Genomic DNA, 15,657 nt, shown 5'->3' with positions numbered 1-15,657 from the left:
CTATGAACCTATCATACGCGATGGTGATGTTTAAAGTCGGAAGCACACTGTCTTTTCAGCAATCCTTGCTCCACGTCAAATAACAGAGGGTCTTTGCCGCACTATCCACTTGAAAACTTAGAGTGGACGCCGCAGGGATAGTTCTTCCGTGCGTCAGCGCGATACAGTATGGGAGAGCTTACTGAAGACTGGCTTAAGAAAGGGCGGGAATGTGCGCGCCGCCGGGGCGCACCGGCGCCGCGGTTTTTTCAGCGTTGCCGGCGCGCCATTAATTCAGCCGCGCCAGGTGGCGTTGCACCGACAGCACGGCGCCGACCAGCCCCAGGCCGGCGCTGAGCGCCAGCAGGCCGGCCATCGCCAGCGGCTCCAGCGGCGCCAATTGGAATTCCGACGCGTACAGCCGCGCGAACTCGGCGATGGCGACGTTCAACGGCCGCAACGCCAGCGCCACCGCGCCCAGCGCGACGCCGCCGGCGCACAGGCCCAGCAGCGCGCCGGTATAGTAGAACGGCCGGTGGATGAAGGTGTCGGTGGCGCCAATCAGCTTGGAGACGCTGATCTCGTCGCGCTGCGTCATCACTTGCAGGCGGATGGTGTTGAACACCACGGCGATGACGACCGTGCCCAGCGTTACCGCCAGCAGCAGCAGCGCCAGGCGCAGCACGCCCAGCAGCGCGGCCAGGCGTTTGACCCAGGCCGAATCGACCTGCACCGAATCGACGCCCGGCAGCGCGCGCAGTTGCTCGGCGACGGCGTCGACCCGGCCGGCGTCGGCGGCGTTCTTGAAGGCGTCGAGCTTGAGCACGTAGCTGTCGGGCAGCGGGTTGTCGCCCAGCGTGTCGAGCACGTCGCTCAGGCCGCTCTTGTTCTTCAGCGCGTCGAGCGCCTGCTCGCGCGGCACGAAGACGATTTTCGCCTTGCCGTCGGCCAGCACGCGGCGCAGCGCCGGCGCCATCGCCACGGCCTGCTCGCGCGGCACGCCCGGTTGCAGGAACAGGCTCAATTCCGGGTCGACCGACATCTGCTCCGACATCGGCCGCACGTTGTCGAGCAAGGTCACGCCGGCGAACGGCAGCGCCAGCGCGATGGCGACGACGAAGATGTTGAAGACGAAGCTGCCGGGCGCCTTGCGCAGGTGGATCAGGGCCGAGCCGAGCGCGAAGCCGTGTTGGCGGAACCAGCTTTTCATGCGTCCTCCCCGCTGACGATGTGGCCTAGTTTCAGGTGGATCACGCGCGCCGCCGATTCGATCACCCGTTCGTCGTGGGTCGAGATCAGGCAGGTCACGCCGACCGAATGGAAGGCTTTCAGGGCGTCGAGCACCTTGTCGGCGCTGGCGCGGTCGAGGTTGGCGGTGGGTTCGTCGGCCAGGATGATCTGCGGCCGGTTGACGATGGCGCGGGCGATCGCCACGCGCTGCTGTTCGCCGCCGGACAGCGCCAGCGGCCGCGCCAGCGCGCGTTCCAGCAGGCCGACCTTGTCCAGGGCGGCGCGGGCGCGCTGCTCGGCCTGGGCCTTGGAGGCGCCGGTGACCAGCAGCGGCAGCATGACGTTGGCCAGGATGGAGCGGTCGGTCAGCAGGCGTTGCTGCTGGAAGATCAAGCCCAGGTTGCGGCGCAGGAAGGGCACGCCGGCCGGCTTGATCTTGCCGATGTCCTGGCCGTTGACGATGACGCGCCCGGAAGTGGGGCGCTCCATCGCCGCGATCATCTTCAGCAGCGTCGACTTGCCGGCGCCGGACGGGCCGGCCAAAAACACCAGCTCGCCTTTCGCGACCGACAGCGAAATGTCGCTCAGCGCCGTGGCGTCGGGGGAATATTGTTTGTTGACGTGCTCGAATTCGATCATCGGCTTATCCGAGCAGCGCTTCGACGAATTCGGCGGCCACGAAGGGTTGCAAGTCCTCGATCTGCTCGCCGACGCCGATGAAGTACACCGGCACCGGGCGCACCCGGGCGATCGCCGCCAGCACGCCGCCCTTGGCCGTGCCGTCGAGCTTGGTGATGACGATGCCGCTCAGTTGCAGCGCGTCGTCGAAGGCCTTGACCTGGGTCAGCGCGTTCTGGCCGGTGTTGCCGTCGATCACCAGCAGGATTTCGTGCGGCGCGCCCTCCATGCCCTTGCCGATGACGCGCTTGATCTTCTTCAATTCTTCCATCAGGTGCAACTGGGTCGGCAGGCGGCCGGCGGTGTCGACCATGACGACGTCGATTTTCTTCGCCTTGGCCGATTGCACCGCGTCGAAGGCGACGGCGGCCGGGTCGCCCGACTCCTGCGAAATCACGGTGACGTTGTTGCGCGCGCCCCAGACCATCAACTGCTCGCGCGCGGCGGCGCGGAAGGTGTCGCCGGCGGCCAGCAGCACCGACTGGCCGTTGGCCTGCATGTGCTTGGCCAGCTTGCCGATCGAGGTGGTCTTGCCGGCGCCGTTGACGCCGGCGATCATCATCACCAGCGGCTGGTGGCGGCCCAGCTCGAACGGTTTTTGCAGCGGCAGCAACAGCTCGGTCAGTAAGACCTTCAGCGCGGCCTTGACGGCGGCGGCGTCGAGTAGCTTGTCCTCCTTGACGCGTTTTTTCAGCTCACCGAGCAGGAAGGCGGTGGCGTCGATGCCGGCGTCGGACATCAGCAGCGCCGCCTCCAGCTCCTCGTACAGGTCGTCGTCGATCTTGGCGCCGACGAACAACACGCTCAGCGTCGACGAGGTCTTCGACAGGCCGCTCTTCAGGCGCGCTATCCAGCTCTGCTTCTTGACGGCGTCAAGGCTGGCGCTGGCGGCGATCGGCGCGACCACGGCGGGCGTGGGCGCGGCCGGGGCGGCGGCAACGGGCGCGGCGATCTCGGCGGGTTGCGGTGCAACGGGGGTGGGGGCTGGTTTTTTCTTGAAGAAACTAAACATGGGAGTGTGGTTGGGGACGCTTCAAGCGCAGGCCCGGCGGCGCCGGGCGGGTGAATCGACAGCGGCTATTCTACCAGAGCGGGCCGGCGGGCCGCCGCCGCCTTGTTTCATTTGGCAACATTATGCCGGCGCGCCACGGTGGCGCCGGCGCCAGTCGGCCAGCGCGGCCGCGACCTGCGCCAGATCGAGCACGCGGACGAAGGCGGGCGGGCGCTTTTGCAGGGCCAGGCAACTGCCGCCGGCCCACAGCTCGACGCCCGCCGGCGCCCGGGCGCGCAGTTCGCCGAGGCCGTCGGCGGCCTGGCGCGCGTTCATCGCGCCGGAAAACGACAGCGCGATCACGTCGCTGCGCTGGCTGAGCGAGGCGTCGACGATGTCTTGCAGCGGCGTCTGCACGCCCAGCGAGGTGCAATGCGCGCCCTCGGCAAGGAACAGCGCCTCGGCCATCAGCAGGCCCAGGCCGTGGCGCTCCTGCGGCAGCGTGGTCAGCAGAATGCGCGGCGCGCGCGGGCCGGGCCGGGCCGCCCGCGGCATCGAAAAAATCGCGTGGCGCAACACCCTTTGCAGCAATTCCGTATACAGGTGCTCGCCGAACACGGCCAGTTGGCCGCAGGCCCAGGTGTCGCCGACCAGGGTCGTCAACGGCGCCGCCAGCGCGGTGACGAAGTCGCGCAAACCCATCTCCGGCAGCGCCTGCAGCAGCGCCGCGCCGAGGGCCTCCATATCGTGGCCCTGGCACAGCGCCAGGCAGTGCCGTACGCGCGGGTCGGGCGGCGCGGCGCCGGCGCGCGCGGCGCCGGCGTTCTGTTCGGCCAGCGCCTGCAGTTGCGCGCTGCTGTGGCCGATGATTTTGCCGGGGCGGAAACCCAGGTCGAGCAAGCGCTTCACCAGGCGCAGCTTGTCCACCTGCTCGGCCGGATACACGCGCTCGCCGAAGGGATCGCGCCGCGGCTGCGGGAAAGCGTAGCGGCGTTCCCACACGCGCAGGGTTTCCTTGGCCAGGCCGGTGTCGCGTTCGACATCGCTGATGCTGCTCGCTACGGCTAAGGGTGGAATGTCAGTGTCCATAAGGTGCTGCGGCCGGATCGGCCCGCCGGGGGGGGGGGGCGCGGCCCGGCCCGGCCTGCTAATAAATACATCCACGCTGGATGGGATTGGCATTTTACCTTTTTCTATAAGGCAGGCGCAGGCGGCGCCGGCGTCGCTCTCCGGCACCGCCCTTCGCGCACTCCGCATTTTGTTGCATGGCTGCAAATAGTTGAATCCGACGCTAAGCACTGCCGCGTATATACCGGTGAAGCGCGCTACCACCGACGCCGCCAGACAAAATTGACTTTCATCAACGTTTGCTGGATTATGCGATAGGAAGGCGTTTTGTCCTGGACAAAATAGGTTTTTATGGCGGATATAATGAAAATAGCAGTCGTTGGTGCCGGAATTTCAGGTTTATCGTGTGCCCATCGTTTGGTGCAGGCGGGGCAGGAGGTCACGCTGTTCGAGGCGGGCGCGTATTTTGGCGGGCACAGCCATACGGTCGACCTGCGCCTCGACGGCGTCACCCACGCGGTCGACACCGGCTTCCTGGTGTTCAACCACGCCACCTATCCGAACCTGGTCAAGCTGTTCGAGCAGCTCGACGTCGAGGCGGTCGACAGCCACATGTCGTTCTCGGTCAAGATGCCGGTCGGCCCCGGCGCCGGGGCGCGCGTGCTGGAATGGGCCGGCGGCAGCCTCGACACGGTGTTCGCGCAAAGGAGCAACCTGCTGCGCCCGCGATTTTTGCGCATGTTGCGCGACATCCTGCGCTTCAACCGCCAGGCCGGCGCGCTGGCGCTGGCCGGCGCCGCGCCCGACGTCCCGCTCGGCGCCTTCCTCGACGCCAACGGTTACGGCGCCACCTTCCGCCACTGGTATCTGTTGCCGATGGCCGCCTGCATCTGGTCGTGCCCGGCCGAACAGATGCTGGCGTTCCCGCTGTCGACCTTCATCCGCTTTTGCCACAACCACGGCCTGCTGCAGGTCAGCGACCGGCCGCAGTGGCGCACCGTGCGCGGCGGTTCGCGCGTCTACGTCGAGAAGCTGCTGGCCGGCATTCCCGACCGGCGCCTGGCCAGCCCGGTGCTGTCGGTGCGCCGGCTCGGCGGCGACGGCGCCCGCTCGGTGGCGCTGCGCAGCGCCGCCGGCACCGAGCATTTCGACCACGTGGTGATGGCCTGCCACAGCGACCAGTCGCTGGCGCTGCTGGGCGACGTGCGCGACGACGAGCGCGCGGTGCTGGAGGCGATCCGCTACCAGCCCAACCGCGCCGTGCTGCACACCGACACCGGCTGCCTGCCGGCCAGCCGCAAGGCCTGGTCGGCCTGGAACTACCAGGGCCGCGCCGGCGCCACGCCGCAGGTGTGCGTGCATTACCTGATCAACCTGCTACAACCGCTGCCGCGGTGCCGCCCGGTGATCGTCTCGCTCAATCCGCTCGACGAGCCCGACCCGGCCCAGGTGCATGGCGAGTTCGCCTATTCGCACCCGGTGTTCGACGCTGCGGCGGTGGCCGCCCAGGCCCGCCTGGCCACGTTCCAGGGCCGCCAGCACACCTGGTTCGCCGGCGCCTGGACCGGCTACGGCTTCCACGAGGACGGCCTGAAGTCCGGCCTGGCGGTGGCGATGGCGCTGGCGCGGACGGCGGCGCTCGACTATGCGGCCTGAACCCGCCCCGGCCGGCGCCAACGCGCCGCAGTTGTGCGTCGGCCAGGTGCGCCACAAGCGCCTGCGCCCGCGCGCGCATTTTTTCAGCTACGGCATCTACTACCTGCGCCTGCCGCTGCGCAGCATGGGCGAGGCCGGCTTCGGCGCGCGCCTGCTGTCGCGCAACCGCTTCAATCTGCTGTCGTTTCGCGACCGCGACCACGGCGACGGCGCCCAGCCGCTGCTGGCCTGGATCGACGCGCTGCTGCGCGGCGAGGGCGTGGCCGACGCCGACGGCGAAATCTGGCTGCAAACCATGCCGCGCGTGCTCGGCTACGTCTTCAACCCGATCAGCTTCTGGTTTTGCCACCGCGCCGACGGCGCCCTGCGCGCCGTGCTGTGCGACGTGCGCAACACCTTCGGCGAACGCCACCTATACCTGCTTGAAACCGGCGCGGCGATCCCCTACGGCGCCGAACTGAGCGCCCGCAAAATCTTCCACGTCTCGCCGTTTTGCCAGGTGCAGGGCGGCTACCGCTTCCGCTTCATGCGCGCGCCGCGGCCGCGCCACGGCGCGCCATGCGAACGGCACCTGGCCTGCGTCGACTACGACGACGACAACGGGGCGCTGCTGCAAACCAGCCTGTCCGGGCGCGACTGCGGCAGCGGCGACCTGGCCGTGGCCGGCGCCTTCCTGGCCTATCCGCTGATGAGCTTTGGCGTCGTCGCCAAGATCCATTGGCAGGCGCTGCGGCTGTGGCTGCGGCGCGTGCCGTTTTTTCCGAAACCCGCCCCACCCGCACACAAGGTATCCCGATGAGCTCCGACTCCCTGCCCACCCTGGCCACCGGCTTGGCCGCCGCCGACGCCCACGTCAAGTTCGACGGCCGCGCAATGCCGGCCGCGAGCCGCCTGATCTTGAAAATGCTGGGCGCGCTCAAGCACGGCGCGCTGCTGCTGAAAACCCCCGACGGCGCCTGCCAGTTGTACGGCGACGGCTCGTTCCCGGTCACGCTGGAACTAAAAAACTGGAACCTGTGCGGCGCCGCGCTGCGCTCCGGCGACATCGGTTTCGCCGAAACCTTCATCGCCGGCGACTGGCGCAGCGACAACCTGGCGGGCCTGATCGAGCTGCTGGCGCGCAACCGCGCCGGGATCGAGGCGCTGGTCTACGGCAGTTGGTGGGGCAGCCTGCTGTACCGCGTCAAGCATCTGCTGAACCGCAATTCCCGCGCCGGCAGCAAGAAGAACATCCACGCCCATTACGACATCGGCAACGCCTTCTACCGGCTCTGGCTGGACCCGTCGATGACGTACTCGAGCGCGCTGTTCGAGCGCGCCGCCGGCGCTGTCCCGGACCTCGACCTGGAACGCGCGCAGATGGCCAAGTACCGCCGCATCGCGCGCCAGTTGCAACTGGCGCCGGACGCGCGCGTACTGGAAATCGGCTGCGGCTGGGGCGGCTTCGCCGAGACCGCCGCGCGCGAGCACGGCGCCCACGTCACCGGCCTGACGCTGTCGACCGAGCAGCTGGCCTACGCGCAGGCGCGCCTGGCCGACGCCGGCCTGGCCGGGCGCGCCGACCTGAAACTGTGCGACTACCGCGACAGCGCCGGCGAGTACGACGCCGTCGCCTCGATCGAGATGTTCGAGGCGGTCGGCCAGCGCTACTGGCCGAGCTATTTCGCCTGCGTCGCGCGCAACCTGAAGGCCGGCGGGCGCGCCTGCATCCAGACCATCGTCATCGCCGACGAATTGTTCGAGCGCTACAGCAAGGGCACCGACTTCATCCAGCAATACATCTTCCCCGGCGGGATGCTACCGTCGCCGTCCGAGTTCCGCCGCTGCGCCGCCGAGCACGGCCTGCGCGTGGAAGACGAGTTCCGCTTCGGCCCCGACTACGCCGAGACGCTGCGCCAGTGGCGCGCCGGCTTCTGCGCCCGGCGCGCCGCGCTGGAACAGCAGGGTTTTGACGGCCGCTTCGTGCTGACCTGGGAGTTTTACCTGGCTTATTGCGAGGCCGCCTTCTGCGCCGGCAACACCGACGTGATGCAGTTCACGCTGGTGAAGCAATGAGAACGGCCGCGCTGGCTGCACTGGCGTGGCTGCTGGCGGCGCCGCCGGGCGCGTCGGCGGTCGCCGCCGAGGCAGTCTCCGCGCAGCCGGCGCAGTCGGCGCCGGCCGCGCACATCGCCCGCGCGCTGCCGCAGGCGCGGCTGGCCGGGCAGGGCGGCTACAGCTGGTTCGGCCTGAAAATCTACCACGCCCAGTTGTGGGTCGGCGAGCAGGGGTATCGCGGCGGCGCGCCCGAGGCGGCGCCGTTCGTGCTCGACCTGCGCTACCAGCGCGCGCTCGACGGCGCCAGGATCGCCGCCGCCAGCGTCGAGCAGATGCGCAAAATCGGCGCCGGCAGCGCGGCCCAGCGCCAGGCGTGGCTGCAAACCATGGAGCGCATCTTCCCCGACGTGCAAGAGGGCACGCACATCAGCGGCGCCTACCTGCCGGGCGCCGGCGCCCGCTTCTACCTCGACGGCAAAGCGCTCGCGGAGGTGCCCGACGCGGCCTTCGCGCGGGCCTTCTTCGCGATCTGGCTAGACCCCGCCAGCAGCGCCGGCGAGCTGCGCGAGGCGCTGCTGCTGGACGCCGCGCCGCGCCGATGAGCGCGCCGCGGCCGCTGGCGCCGGCGGCGCTGCTCAACTACGGCCTGTTCGGCCTGCCGCTGGCCATGGTGGCGCTGCCGGTGTACGTCTACGCGCCGCAGTTCTACGCCGGCCGCGGCGGCTTGAGCCTGGCCGCCATCGGATTGGCGCTGCTGGCCGTGCGGGTGTTGGCGGCCTTCGTCGACCCGGCGCTGGGCGCCTGGATGGAACGGGCGCGGCGCCCGTACGCGCGCTATGTCGGTCTGGCGCTGGCGCCGCTGCTGCTGGGCTTTGGCGCGCTGTTCCACCCGCCGGCGCTGGGCGGTGCCGGCGCGCTCGGCTGGTTTTTGCTGGCGCTGCTGTTGGTGTACGCGGGCCTCGGGCTGGCCACCATCGCGCACCAGAGCTGGGGCGCGGCGCTGACGCAGGCGGCCGGCGAGCGCGGCCGCGTGACGGCCGTCAGGGAGGGCTGCGGCCTGCTCGGCGTCATCGCCGCGGCCGGCCTGGCCGCCTGGCTCGGCTACGACGGCCTGACGCTGGCGTTCGGCGCCTGCCTGCTGCTGGCCGGGGCGCTGCTGCTGGCGCGCGCGCCGCGCCCGCCCGCGCCGGCGCTGGCGCACGTGGCGACGGCGAGCGCGCCGGGCCGCTCGGCGCTGGCGGCGCCGTTCGGCGGCGCGGCGTTTCGCGCGCTGTTCGCGGTGCTGTTGGTGAACGGCGTCGCGGCGGCGATTCCCGCCACGCTGTTCCTGTTTTTCGCCGAAGACCGGCTGCGCCTCGGGCGCCACGCCGGCCTGTTCCTGATCTTGTACTTCACGGCGGCGGCGGCCTCGATGCCGCTGTGGGTGGCGCTGGCGCGGCGTTTCGGCGAGGCCCGCGCCTGGGTCGGCGGCATGCTGCTGTCGGCGCTGGTGTTCGTCTGGGCCTACGCGCTGGGCGCCGGCGCCGCGCTCGGCTTCGGCGCCATCTGCCTGCTGTCGGGTCTGACGCTGGGCGCCGACCTGGCGCTGCCGCCGGCGCTGCTGGCCGGCGTGATCGCCCGCGCCGGCCACAGCGGGCGGCGCGAGGCGGCCTATTTCGGCTGGTGGAACTGGGGCGTGCAAATGAACCTGGCGCTGGCGGCCGGCATCGCCCTGCCGCTGCTCGAATGGCTCGGCTACCGGCCCGGCCAGGAGGGTCCGACGACGGCCTTGGCGGCGGCTTATGCGCTGCTGCCGTGCGCCTTGAAACTGCTGGCGGCGGCGCTGCTGTGGCGCGCGCCGTTGCGCGATTGTTGAATTTACCGGAGACCTGCATGACGCTGAAAACTTCCACCAAACCGGCCGGCACGACGCTGAAAAAACTCGCCGGCGCGCTGCACACGGCGGCGCTGGCGCTCCTGCTGACGGCCTGCTCGACGCCGGTCGGGCCGGAACACTACGCCGCCGAGGCGCCGCTGCTGGACGTGCAGCGCTACTTCAACGGCACGCTCGACGCGCACGGCATGTTCCAGGACCGCTCCGGCACGCTCGTCAAGCGCTTCACGGTGGTGATGCGCTGCCACTGGGAGGGCGACGTCGGCACCCTCGACGAGGACTTCAGCTACGCCGACGGCAGCAAGCAAAAGCGCGTCTGGACGCTGCGCAAAACGGCGCCGGGGCGCTTCGTCGGCACCGCGCCGGACGTGGTCGGCGAAGCCGTCGGGGTGGTGTCGGGCAACGCGCTGCGTTGGAAATACGTGCTGGCGCTGCCGCTCGACGGCAAGGTCTACAACGTCGATTTCGAGGACTGGATGTTCCTCATCGACGAACGCGTGATGCTGAACCGGGCCGCCATGAGCAAGTTCGGCTTCGGCCTGGGCGCGGTCACGCTGTCGTTCGACAAGCGCCCGCCGGCGCCCGTCGGGACGCCGCCGTGAACCGCAAAATAGACCACTGGGACGGCCGCCACGTGTGGCTGATCGGCGCCTCCAGCGGCATCGGCGCGGCGCTCGCCAGCCTGCTGCTGGAGCAGGGCGCGCACGTGGCCCTGTCGGCGCGCACGCTGGCGCCGCTGGAGGCGGGGTGCGGCGGCCGGGCGCGCGCGCTGGCGCTGGCGCTCGACGTCACCGACCACGCCAGCGTGCTGCGCGCGCGCGACGAGTTGTGCGAATGCTGGCCGCGGATCGACCTGGTGCTGGTGCTCGCCGGCGGCTACAACGAAATGCGCGCCGACAGTTTCGACCTGGCGGCGGCCAACCGGCTGATCGACCTGAACCTGCGCGGCGTCTTCAACTGCCTCGACGCGGTGCTGCCGGTGCTGCTCAAACAGGGCGCCGGCGGCCTTGGCATCGTCGCCTCGGTAGCCGGTTACGGCGGCCTGCCGAAGGCGCTGGTGTACGGGCCGACCAAGGCGGCTTTGATCAACCTGAGCGAGTCGCTGTACCTCGACCTGCAGCCGCGCGGCATCGACGTCTACCAGATCAATCCCGGCTTTGTCGATACGCCGCTGACCGCCGCCAACGACTTCAACATGCCGGCGCTGATGACTGCCGACGCGGCCGCCTGGGAGCTGCTGCGCGGGGTCGAACGCGGCCAGTTCCACATCCATTTTCCTAAGCGTTTCACCAACAGTTTGCGCTTGGCGCGGCTGCTGCCGTATCGTCTATATTTTTGGCTGGTGCGCAAGGTGACGGGGCTATGAGCATGGAACGCAACTACGAAGGCGAGCTGGCGCGCCTGGTGCATTTTTACGAGAACCTGAGTTTGCGGACGGTGCCCGAAGTGCGCGCCATCTACGCGCCCGACGCCAGCTTCAAGGACCCGTTCAACGAGGTGCGCGGACACGCCGCCATCGTGCATATATTCGAGCACATGTACGTGCAGGTGTACGAGCCGGGTTTTCGCGTCGTCAGTCAAATCGGGCGCGCGGACGAGGCCTTCCTGACCTGGGAATTCCGCTTCCGCATGAAGCGCCTGGTCAGCGCGCCGCAGTGCGTGCGCGGCGCCACCCACATCCGTTTCGACGCCGACGGCCTGGTGTCGATGCACCGCGATTACTGGGACGCCGCCGAGGAACTGTACGAGAAATTGCCGCTGCTGGGCGGCTTCATGCGCCTGCTGAAAAACGCCGCCAGGCGATAAATTTCCGGGTTTAAGTTTGGCTTAAGTTTCGCGGCGCCGGCGGCTTATTCACCACCGACGGCTTAGCCCAGGGATCCTATCCTCAATAGACCATTTTTCGAACACTGCGGCAACGCGTTTTCCCTATGGGAAATCACATTGCGCGTTCAATTGAAAGCGGTCTCTGCAAGAAATCTCCATGCAGTGTATGCTTCGTCCCGTTTGCGAAGTCACCTACACCCTGGCGCAATTGCAAAAACTGATCACGCGATTGGCCTTTGTTATTGAACCTGATGTCTGTCCGTCGCGGGCGCCACCAGCAATGCGTGCGGTACCGGATACAGTCTTTGCTACAACTCGTAACATCTTTGGACTTGATGGAACCACAATCGGTCGTTTATAGTGCGGCCTCAGGTGCCTATCGCGCCGATCTGGTGCGGCCGTGGTTCGTCTTGCACAGATCTGGTGACGCTGGCGCCGTCGCGCGCCGCGACAAATGTGAGCTTGCATCCGAGAGTGGATGGGGCCGCAGTAAGGCAGGTGGAGACCTTGCCCTCACGCATAAAAGCGCTTTTGAAGCGCAGCACAAGATGCACGGTCAGTATTTATTTTGCTTTAATAATAAAAGGAAACAAAAATGAAAAAATCGATCATCTCCCTGGCAGTTCTGGCAGCCGCCAGCAACGTCGCTTTCGCTCAATCGAACGTCACCATCTACGGTACCGTTGATGCAGGTATCGTCAACGAGCGCGGCGCCGCCGCCGGTTCGGTCACCAAAGTCACCAGCGGCGTGAGCTCGGCTTCGCGTCTGGGTTTCCGCGGTACTGAAGATCTGGGCAGCGGCCTGGCAGCGATCTTCGCTCTGGAAGCCGGCTTCAACGTCGACAAGGGTACCTCGACCGAAGGCGGCCTGTTCGGTCGTCAAGCATACGTTGGCCTGAAAAGCGCCAACCTGGGCACCGTTACCCTGGGTAACCAGTACACTTCGTACTACAAAGCACTGAGCGAAGTCGCTGATCCATTCGGCGCAGGTTACGCTGGCACCGCCACCAACCTGTTCCCAACCTCGCAGCGCGCTCAGAACTCGATCGTCTACGTGTCGCCAGCAGTTGCCGGTTTCACCGGCGAAGTCAACTACAGCGTCGGCGAACAAGCTGGCAGCAACAAATCGGGCCGTCAAGTTGGCGCCGCTGTTGCTTACGCTAACGGCCCGTTGAACGCACGCGTTGTGTACAACCTGACCAACAACGACCAGACCGCAACCGCCCCACGCACCAGCACCACGCTGTCGCGCAACATCCTGGTTGCAGCGAACTACGACTTCACCGTCGCTAAGGCGTTCGTCGCCTACGGCAAAGACGAAGGCGCTAACAGCGCATTCGGCGGCCGCAAGGAACTGGTTGGCGTGAACAACATCGGCCGCGCATCGGACGACAGCCAGCAAGCCTTGGTTGGCTTCACCGTGCCAGTTGGCCCGGCCGGCACCGTGATGGCTTCGTACATCCGCAAGGATGACAAAACCGCCGTCAACGCAGACGCCACGCAGTTCGCGCTGGGCTACTCGTACGCTTTGTCCAAGCGTACCAGCGCTTACACGTCGATCGCCAAGATCAACAACAAGCGCAACGCTGGCTACACCGTCGGTAACGCAACTGAAGCCGGCACCGGCGACAAAGCGTTCAACATCGGTATGCGTCACTCGTTCTAATTCCCGCGTAAGCGACATTGGAATAAGCGCCCAGGGTCCGTTCGCGGACCCGGCGCAACAAAACGCGCTGTCGGGCTTCGGTCCGGCGGCGCGTTTTGCATTTTGCGCCGCGTCGTGTGCGCGGGTTAAAATCAGCCACCACCCAACCGAAGGCTCCCATGAAAAATACCCGTCGATTCGGCCGCCGCACTGTCGCGGCCGTGCTGTTGTTGAGCGCCGTTGGCGTTGCCGCGGCCAAGGCCAGGCCGAAGGCGGCCCAGCAGGGCGTGCCGCGCTACGGCGTGATGGTGTACTCGGACCTGTGCCTGCAGGAGTCGAACGGCGACATCGGCGGCCAGCGCGTCAGCGTGCACCGCTTCGCCGAGGTCGATACCGTTTACTATGAATTCACCGCCGGCGGCCTGAGCTGGCCGCTGGTGGCCAGCGAGGTGGCCATCGACGCCGCCGGCGGCGCGCTGGCGTTCACCGTCGCCGCCGCCGACCAGGAGGAGCGCAAGATCAGCGGCAAGTTCTCCCGCGACGGGCGCACGCTGCTGCTGGACGGCGCCTATTGCGACGGCGACGCCGGCATGCCGATGCGTTTGTCGCGGGTCAGCGATTTCGGCGCGAAGCTAAAGCCCTGCAAGCCCTGTCCGGCAACCAAGGCCGCGCCCGAGCAGGCGTTGCCGGCGCCGGCCGAACCGGTGGAAATGCCGGCCAGCTGAGGTATAGATAAGTAGCGGCGCCCGCGCGGCGCCCCCGGCATTGCCGCCGCGCGCCTTACTTGGCCGCGCGCGCCGCCTCGGCGTTCTGGCGGATCGTCGCCAGCGTGGCGTTCGGCGTGATCAGGTTGCCGTCGTAGCGCAGCTCGATCAGCGCCGGCAGGCGCCGGTCTTTGGCGTGCGCCAGCGCGCGCCGCAGCGCCGGGCCGAACTGCTCGGTGGTGTTGACCACCTCGCCGTACGCGCCGTAAGCCCGCGCCAGCGCCGCGAAATCCGGATTGTGCAGCCCGGTGCCGGAGACCCGGCCGGGATAGTCGCGTTCCTGGTGCATGCGGATGGTGCCGAACATCTGGTTGTTGAAGACGATGACGACGACGCCGGCCTGGTACTGCACGGCGGTGGCCAGCTCCTGGCCGTTCATCATGAACTCGCCGTCGCCGGCGAAGGTGATGACGGTGCGCTCGGGCTGGGTGATCTTGGCGGCGACGCCGGCCGGCAGGCCGTAGCCCATCGCGCCGTTGGTCGGCGCCAGTTGCGTGCGCATGCCGCCGTAGCGGTAGAAGCGGTGCGCCCACGACGCGTAGTTGCCGGCGCCGTTGGTGACGATGGTGTCGGCCGGCGCCTGCGCCATGATTTCCTGGGTCACCTGCCACAGGTCGAGCGGCGCCTTGCCGTCCTGGAAGATGGGCGGGCGCTGCTGGTAGGCGGCCAACTCGGCCTTGGCCTCGGCCACCGTGCCGCGCCAGGCGCCGGCGTCGACCGGCGGCATCGCCGCCAGCATCGCGCACAACTGCGGCATGCCGCTGTTGATCATCAGCTCGGCCTGGTAGACGCTGCCCAGCTCCTCGGCGTCGGTGTGCACGTGCACCAGGCGCTGGCGCGGCAGCGGCGCTTCGATCAGCGTGTAGCCGCCGGTGGTCATTTCACCCAGGCGCGGCCCGAGCGCCAGGATCAGGTCGGCGTCGCGCACGCGCGCGGCCAGCTTCGGATTGATGCCGATGCCGACGTCGCCTATATAGTTGGGGTGGGCGTTGTCGAGCAAATCCTGGAAGCGGAAGGCGCAGGCCACCGGCAGCGCGTTGGCCTCGGCGAAGCGCTGCAGATCGGCGCAGGCGGCGCCGGTCCAGGTGGCGCCGCCCAGCAGCAGCAGCGGCCGCCTGGACTCTGCCAGCATGGCGCGCAGGCGCGCGATCTGGCTGTCCGCCGGCGCCGCCTGCACCGGCTGGTAGCGGCGCGTGTCGGCCACGCTGGCGGTCGAAACGAGCATGTCCTCCGGCAGCGCCAGCACCACCGGGCCGGGGCGCCCGCTGGTGGCGACCTGGAAGGCGCGCGCCACATACTCGGGAATGCGCTCGGCGCGGTCGATCTGCGTGACCCACTTGGCCATCTGGCCGTACATGCGCCGGTAGTCGATCTCCTGGAAGGCCTCGCGGTCCATGAAGTCGTTGCCCACCTGGCCGATGAACAGGATCATCGGGGTCGAGTCCTGGTAGGCGGTGTGCACGCCGATCGAGGCGTTGGTGGCGCCCGGACCGCGGGTGACGAAGCAGATGCCGGGACGCCCGGTCAACTTGCCGTGGGCCTCGGCCATAAAGGCCGCGCCGCCTTCCTGGCGGTTGACGATGAAACGGATGTCGGAGTCGTGCAGCGCGTCGAGCACATCAAGGTAGCTTTCGCCGGGTACGCCAAAGCAGGTGTCGACGCCATGGATCTTCAGGGCGTCGACCAGGATCTGGCCGCCGGTACGGGATTGTTGCGTCATGGTCAACTCTTTAAAAAGTAAACGCGAAGGCGAACGGATGATCGCCAGTAGGCCATTCTAAGCGAGTCGATTTTGCCGGGCTTTTGAAATGGCGACACGTAATTATAGTTTTGACCAGTTTAAAAAAACACAATCAAGGTTAAATATTCCATGGTCCGGCGGCTTGTCGGACGGCGCAAGGCGGCGGGT

16 protein-coding genes are annotated in these 15,657 nt (G+C 67.8%); 11 read left to right on the top strand and 5 right to left on the bottom strand.

The window, feature by feature from the left end:
* Nucleotides 1–268: 268 nt before the first annotated feature.
* From ftsX to JANGC3_RS0124910, 4 genes are all read right to left on the bottom strand, one after another.
* The gene (ftsX, locus tag JANGC3_RS0124925) at nucleotides 269–1,189 is read right to left on the bottom strand and encodes a permease-like cell division protein FtsX (protein WP_017879218.1); all 921 of its coding nucleotides are present in this window, start codon (nucleotides 1,187–1,189) and stop codon (nucleotides 269–271) included.
* A complete protein-coding gene (locus JANGC3_RS0124920) occupies nucleotides 1,186–1,848 on the bottom strand; it encodes a cell division ATP-binding protein FtsE (protein ID WP_017879217.1) in 663 nt (220 codons plus the stop codon). The genes ftsX and JANGC3_RS0124920 overlap by 4 nt, the downstream gene beginning before the upstream one ends.
* Nucleotides 1,849–1,852: 4 nt before the next feature.
* The gene (gene ftsY / locus JANGC3_RS0124915; RefSeq protein ID WP_017879216.1) at nucleotides 1,853–2,899 is read right to left on the bottom strand and encodes a signal recognition particle-docking protein FtsY; all 1,047 of its coding nucleotides are present in this window, start codon (nucleotides 2,897–2,899) and stop codon (nucleotides 1,853–1,855) included.
* A gap of 120 nt (nucleotides 2,900–3,019) precedes the next feature.
* Nucleotides 3,020–3,967, bottom strand: a complete 948-nt coding sequence (locus tag JANGC3_RS0124910) for a MerR family transcriptional regulator (RefSeq protein WP_017879215.1) — start codon at nucleotides 3,965–3,967, stop codon at nucleotides 3,020–3,022.
* Nucleotides 3,968–4,309: 342 nt separating this feature from the next.
* Between JANGC3_RS0124910 and JANGC3_RS0124905 the strand changes: the two genes are divergently transcribed.
* From JANGC3_RS0124905 to JANGC3_RS0124860, 11 genes are all read left to right on the top strand, one after another.
* Entirely contained in the window at nucleotides 4,310–5,602 is a 1,293-nt protein-coding gene (locus JANGC3_RS0124905; protein ID WP_026133485.1) for an NAD(P)/FAD-dependent oxidoreductase, read from the top strand.
* Entirely contained in the window at nucleotides 5,592–6,401 is an 810-nt protein-coding gene (locus tag JANGC3_RS0124900) for a DUF1365 domain-containing protein (protein WP_017879213.1), read from the top strand. Before JANGC3_RS0124905 ends, JANGC3_RS0124900 begins: the two co-directional genes overlap by 11 nt.
* Nucleotides 6,398–7,657 carry an SAM-dependent methyltransferase gene (locus tag JANGC3_RS0124895; RefSeq protein ID WP_020480972.1) on the top strand — a complete coding sequence of 420 codons (1,260 nt, stop codon included), beginning with the start codon at nucleotides 6,398–6,400 and terminating at the stop codon, nucleotides 7,655–7,657. Before JANGC3_RS0124900 ends, JANGC3_RS0124895 begins: the two co-directional genes overlap by 4 nt.
* Nucleotides 7,654–8,241, top strand: a complete 588-nt coding sequence (locus JANGC3_RS0124890; protein ID WP_017879211.1) for a chalcone isomerase family protein — start codon at nucleotides 7,654–7,656, stop codon at nucleotides 8,239–8,241. The genes JANGC3_RS0124895 and JANGC3_RS0124890 overlap by 4 nt, the downstream gene beginning before the upstream one ends.
* A complete protein-coding gene (locus JANGC3_RS0124885; protein WP_017879210.1) occupies nucleotides 8,238–9,494 on the top strand; it encodes an MFS transporter in 1,257 nt (418 codons plus the stop codon). Before JANGC3_RS0124890 ends, JANGC3_RS0124885 begins: the two co-directional genes overlap by 4 nt.
* Nucleotides 9,495–9,511: 17 nt before the next feature.
* Nucleotides 9,512–10,114, top strand: a complete 603-nt coding sequence (locus JANGC3_RS0124880; RefSeq protein ID WP_017879209.1) for a DUF3833 domain-containing protein — start codon at nucleotides 9,512–9,514, stop codon at nucleotides 10,112–10,114.
* The gene (locus JANGC3_RS0124875; protein ID WP_017879208.1) at nucleotides 10,111–10,878 is read left to right on the top strand and encodes an SDR family NAD(P)-dependent oxidoreductase; all 768 of its coding nucleotides are present in this window, start codon (nucleotides 10,111–10,113) and stop codon (nucleotides 10,876–10,878) included. Before JANGC3_RS0124880 ends, JANGC3_RS0124875 begins: the two co-directional genes overlap by 4 nt.
* Nucleotides 10,875–11,318: a nuclear transport factor 2 family protein gene (locus JANGC3_RS0124870; protein WP_017879207.1), complete on the top strand. Its 444-nt coding sequence runs from the start codon at nucleotides 10,875–10,877 to the stop codon at nucleotides 11,316–11,318. Before JANGC3_RS0124875 ends, JANGC3_RS0124870 begins: the two co-directional genes overlap by 4 nt.
* Before the next feature lie 326 nt (nucleotides 11,319–11,644).
* Nucleotides 11,645–11,938, top strand: a complete 294-nt coding sequence (locus JANGC3_RS33005; RefSeq protein ID WP_198292102.1) for a hypothetical protein — start codon at nucleotides 11,645–11,647, stop codon at nucleotides 11,936–11,938.
* Complete coding sequence (locus JANGC3_RS0124865) at nucleotides 11,935–13,005, top strand: porin (protein WP_017879206.1); 1,071 nt, start codon at nucleotides 11,935–11,937, stop codon at nucleotides 13,003–13,005. The genes JANGC3_RS33005 and JANGC3_RS0124865 overlap by 4 nt, the downstream gene beginning before the upstream one ends.
* A gap of 158 nt (nucleotides 13,006–13,163) precedes the next feature.
* Nucleotides 13,164–13,709, top strand: coding sequence for a hypothetical protein (locus tag JANGC3_RS0124860; protein WP_035789054.1), 546 nt, complete (start codon nucleotides 13,164–13,166; stop codon nucleotides 13,707–13,709).
* A 55-nt stretch (nucleotides 13,710–13,764) separates the two neighbouring features.
* On the opposite strand, the gene JANGC3_RS0124855 is transcribed toward JANGC3_RS0124860, so the two are convergent.
* Nucleotides 13,765–15,468, bottom strand: a complete 1,704-nt coding sequence (locus tag JANGC3_RS0124855; RefSeq protein WP_017879204.1) for a thiamine pyrophosphate-binding protein — start codon at nucleotides 15,466–15,468, stop codon at nucleotides 13,765–13,767.
* Between the last annotated feature and the right edge of the window lie 189 nt (nucleotides 15,469–15,657).

Origin of the sequence: Janthinobacterium sp. CG3 (assembly GCF_000344615.1) — a bacterium.
Lineage (GTDB): Bacteria > Pseudomonadota > Gammaproteobacteria > Burkholderiales > Burkholderiaceae_D > Janthinobacterium.
The sequence above is the reverse complement of the archived record's forward strand: the minus strand, read 5'-3'. Positions and strand labels throughout refer to the sequence as shown.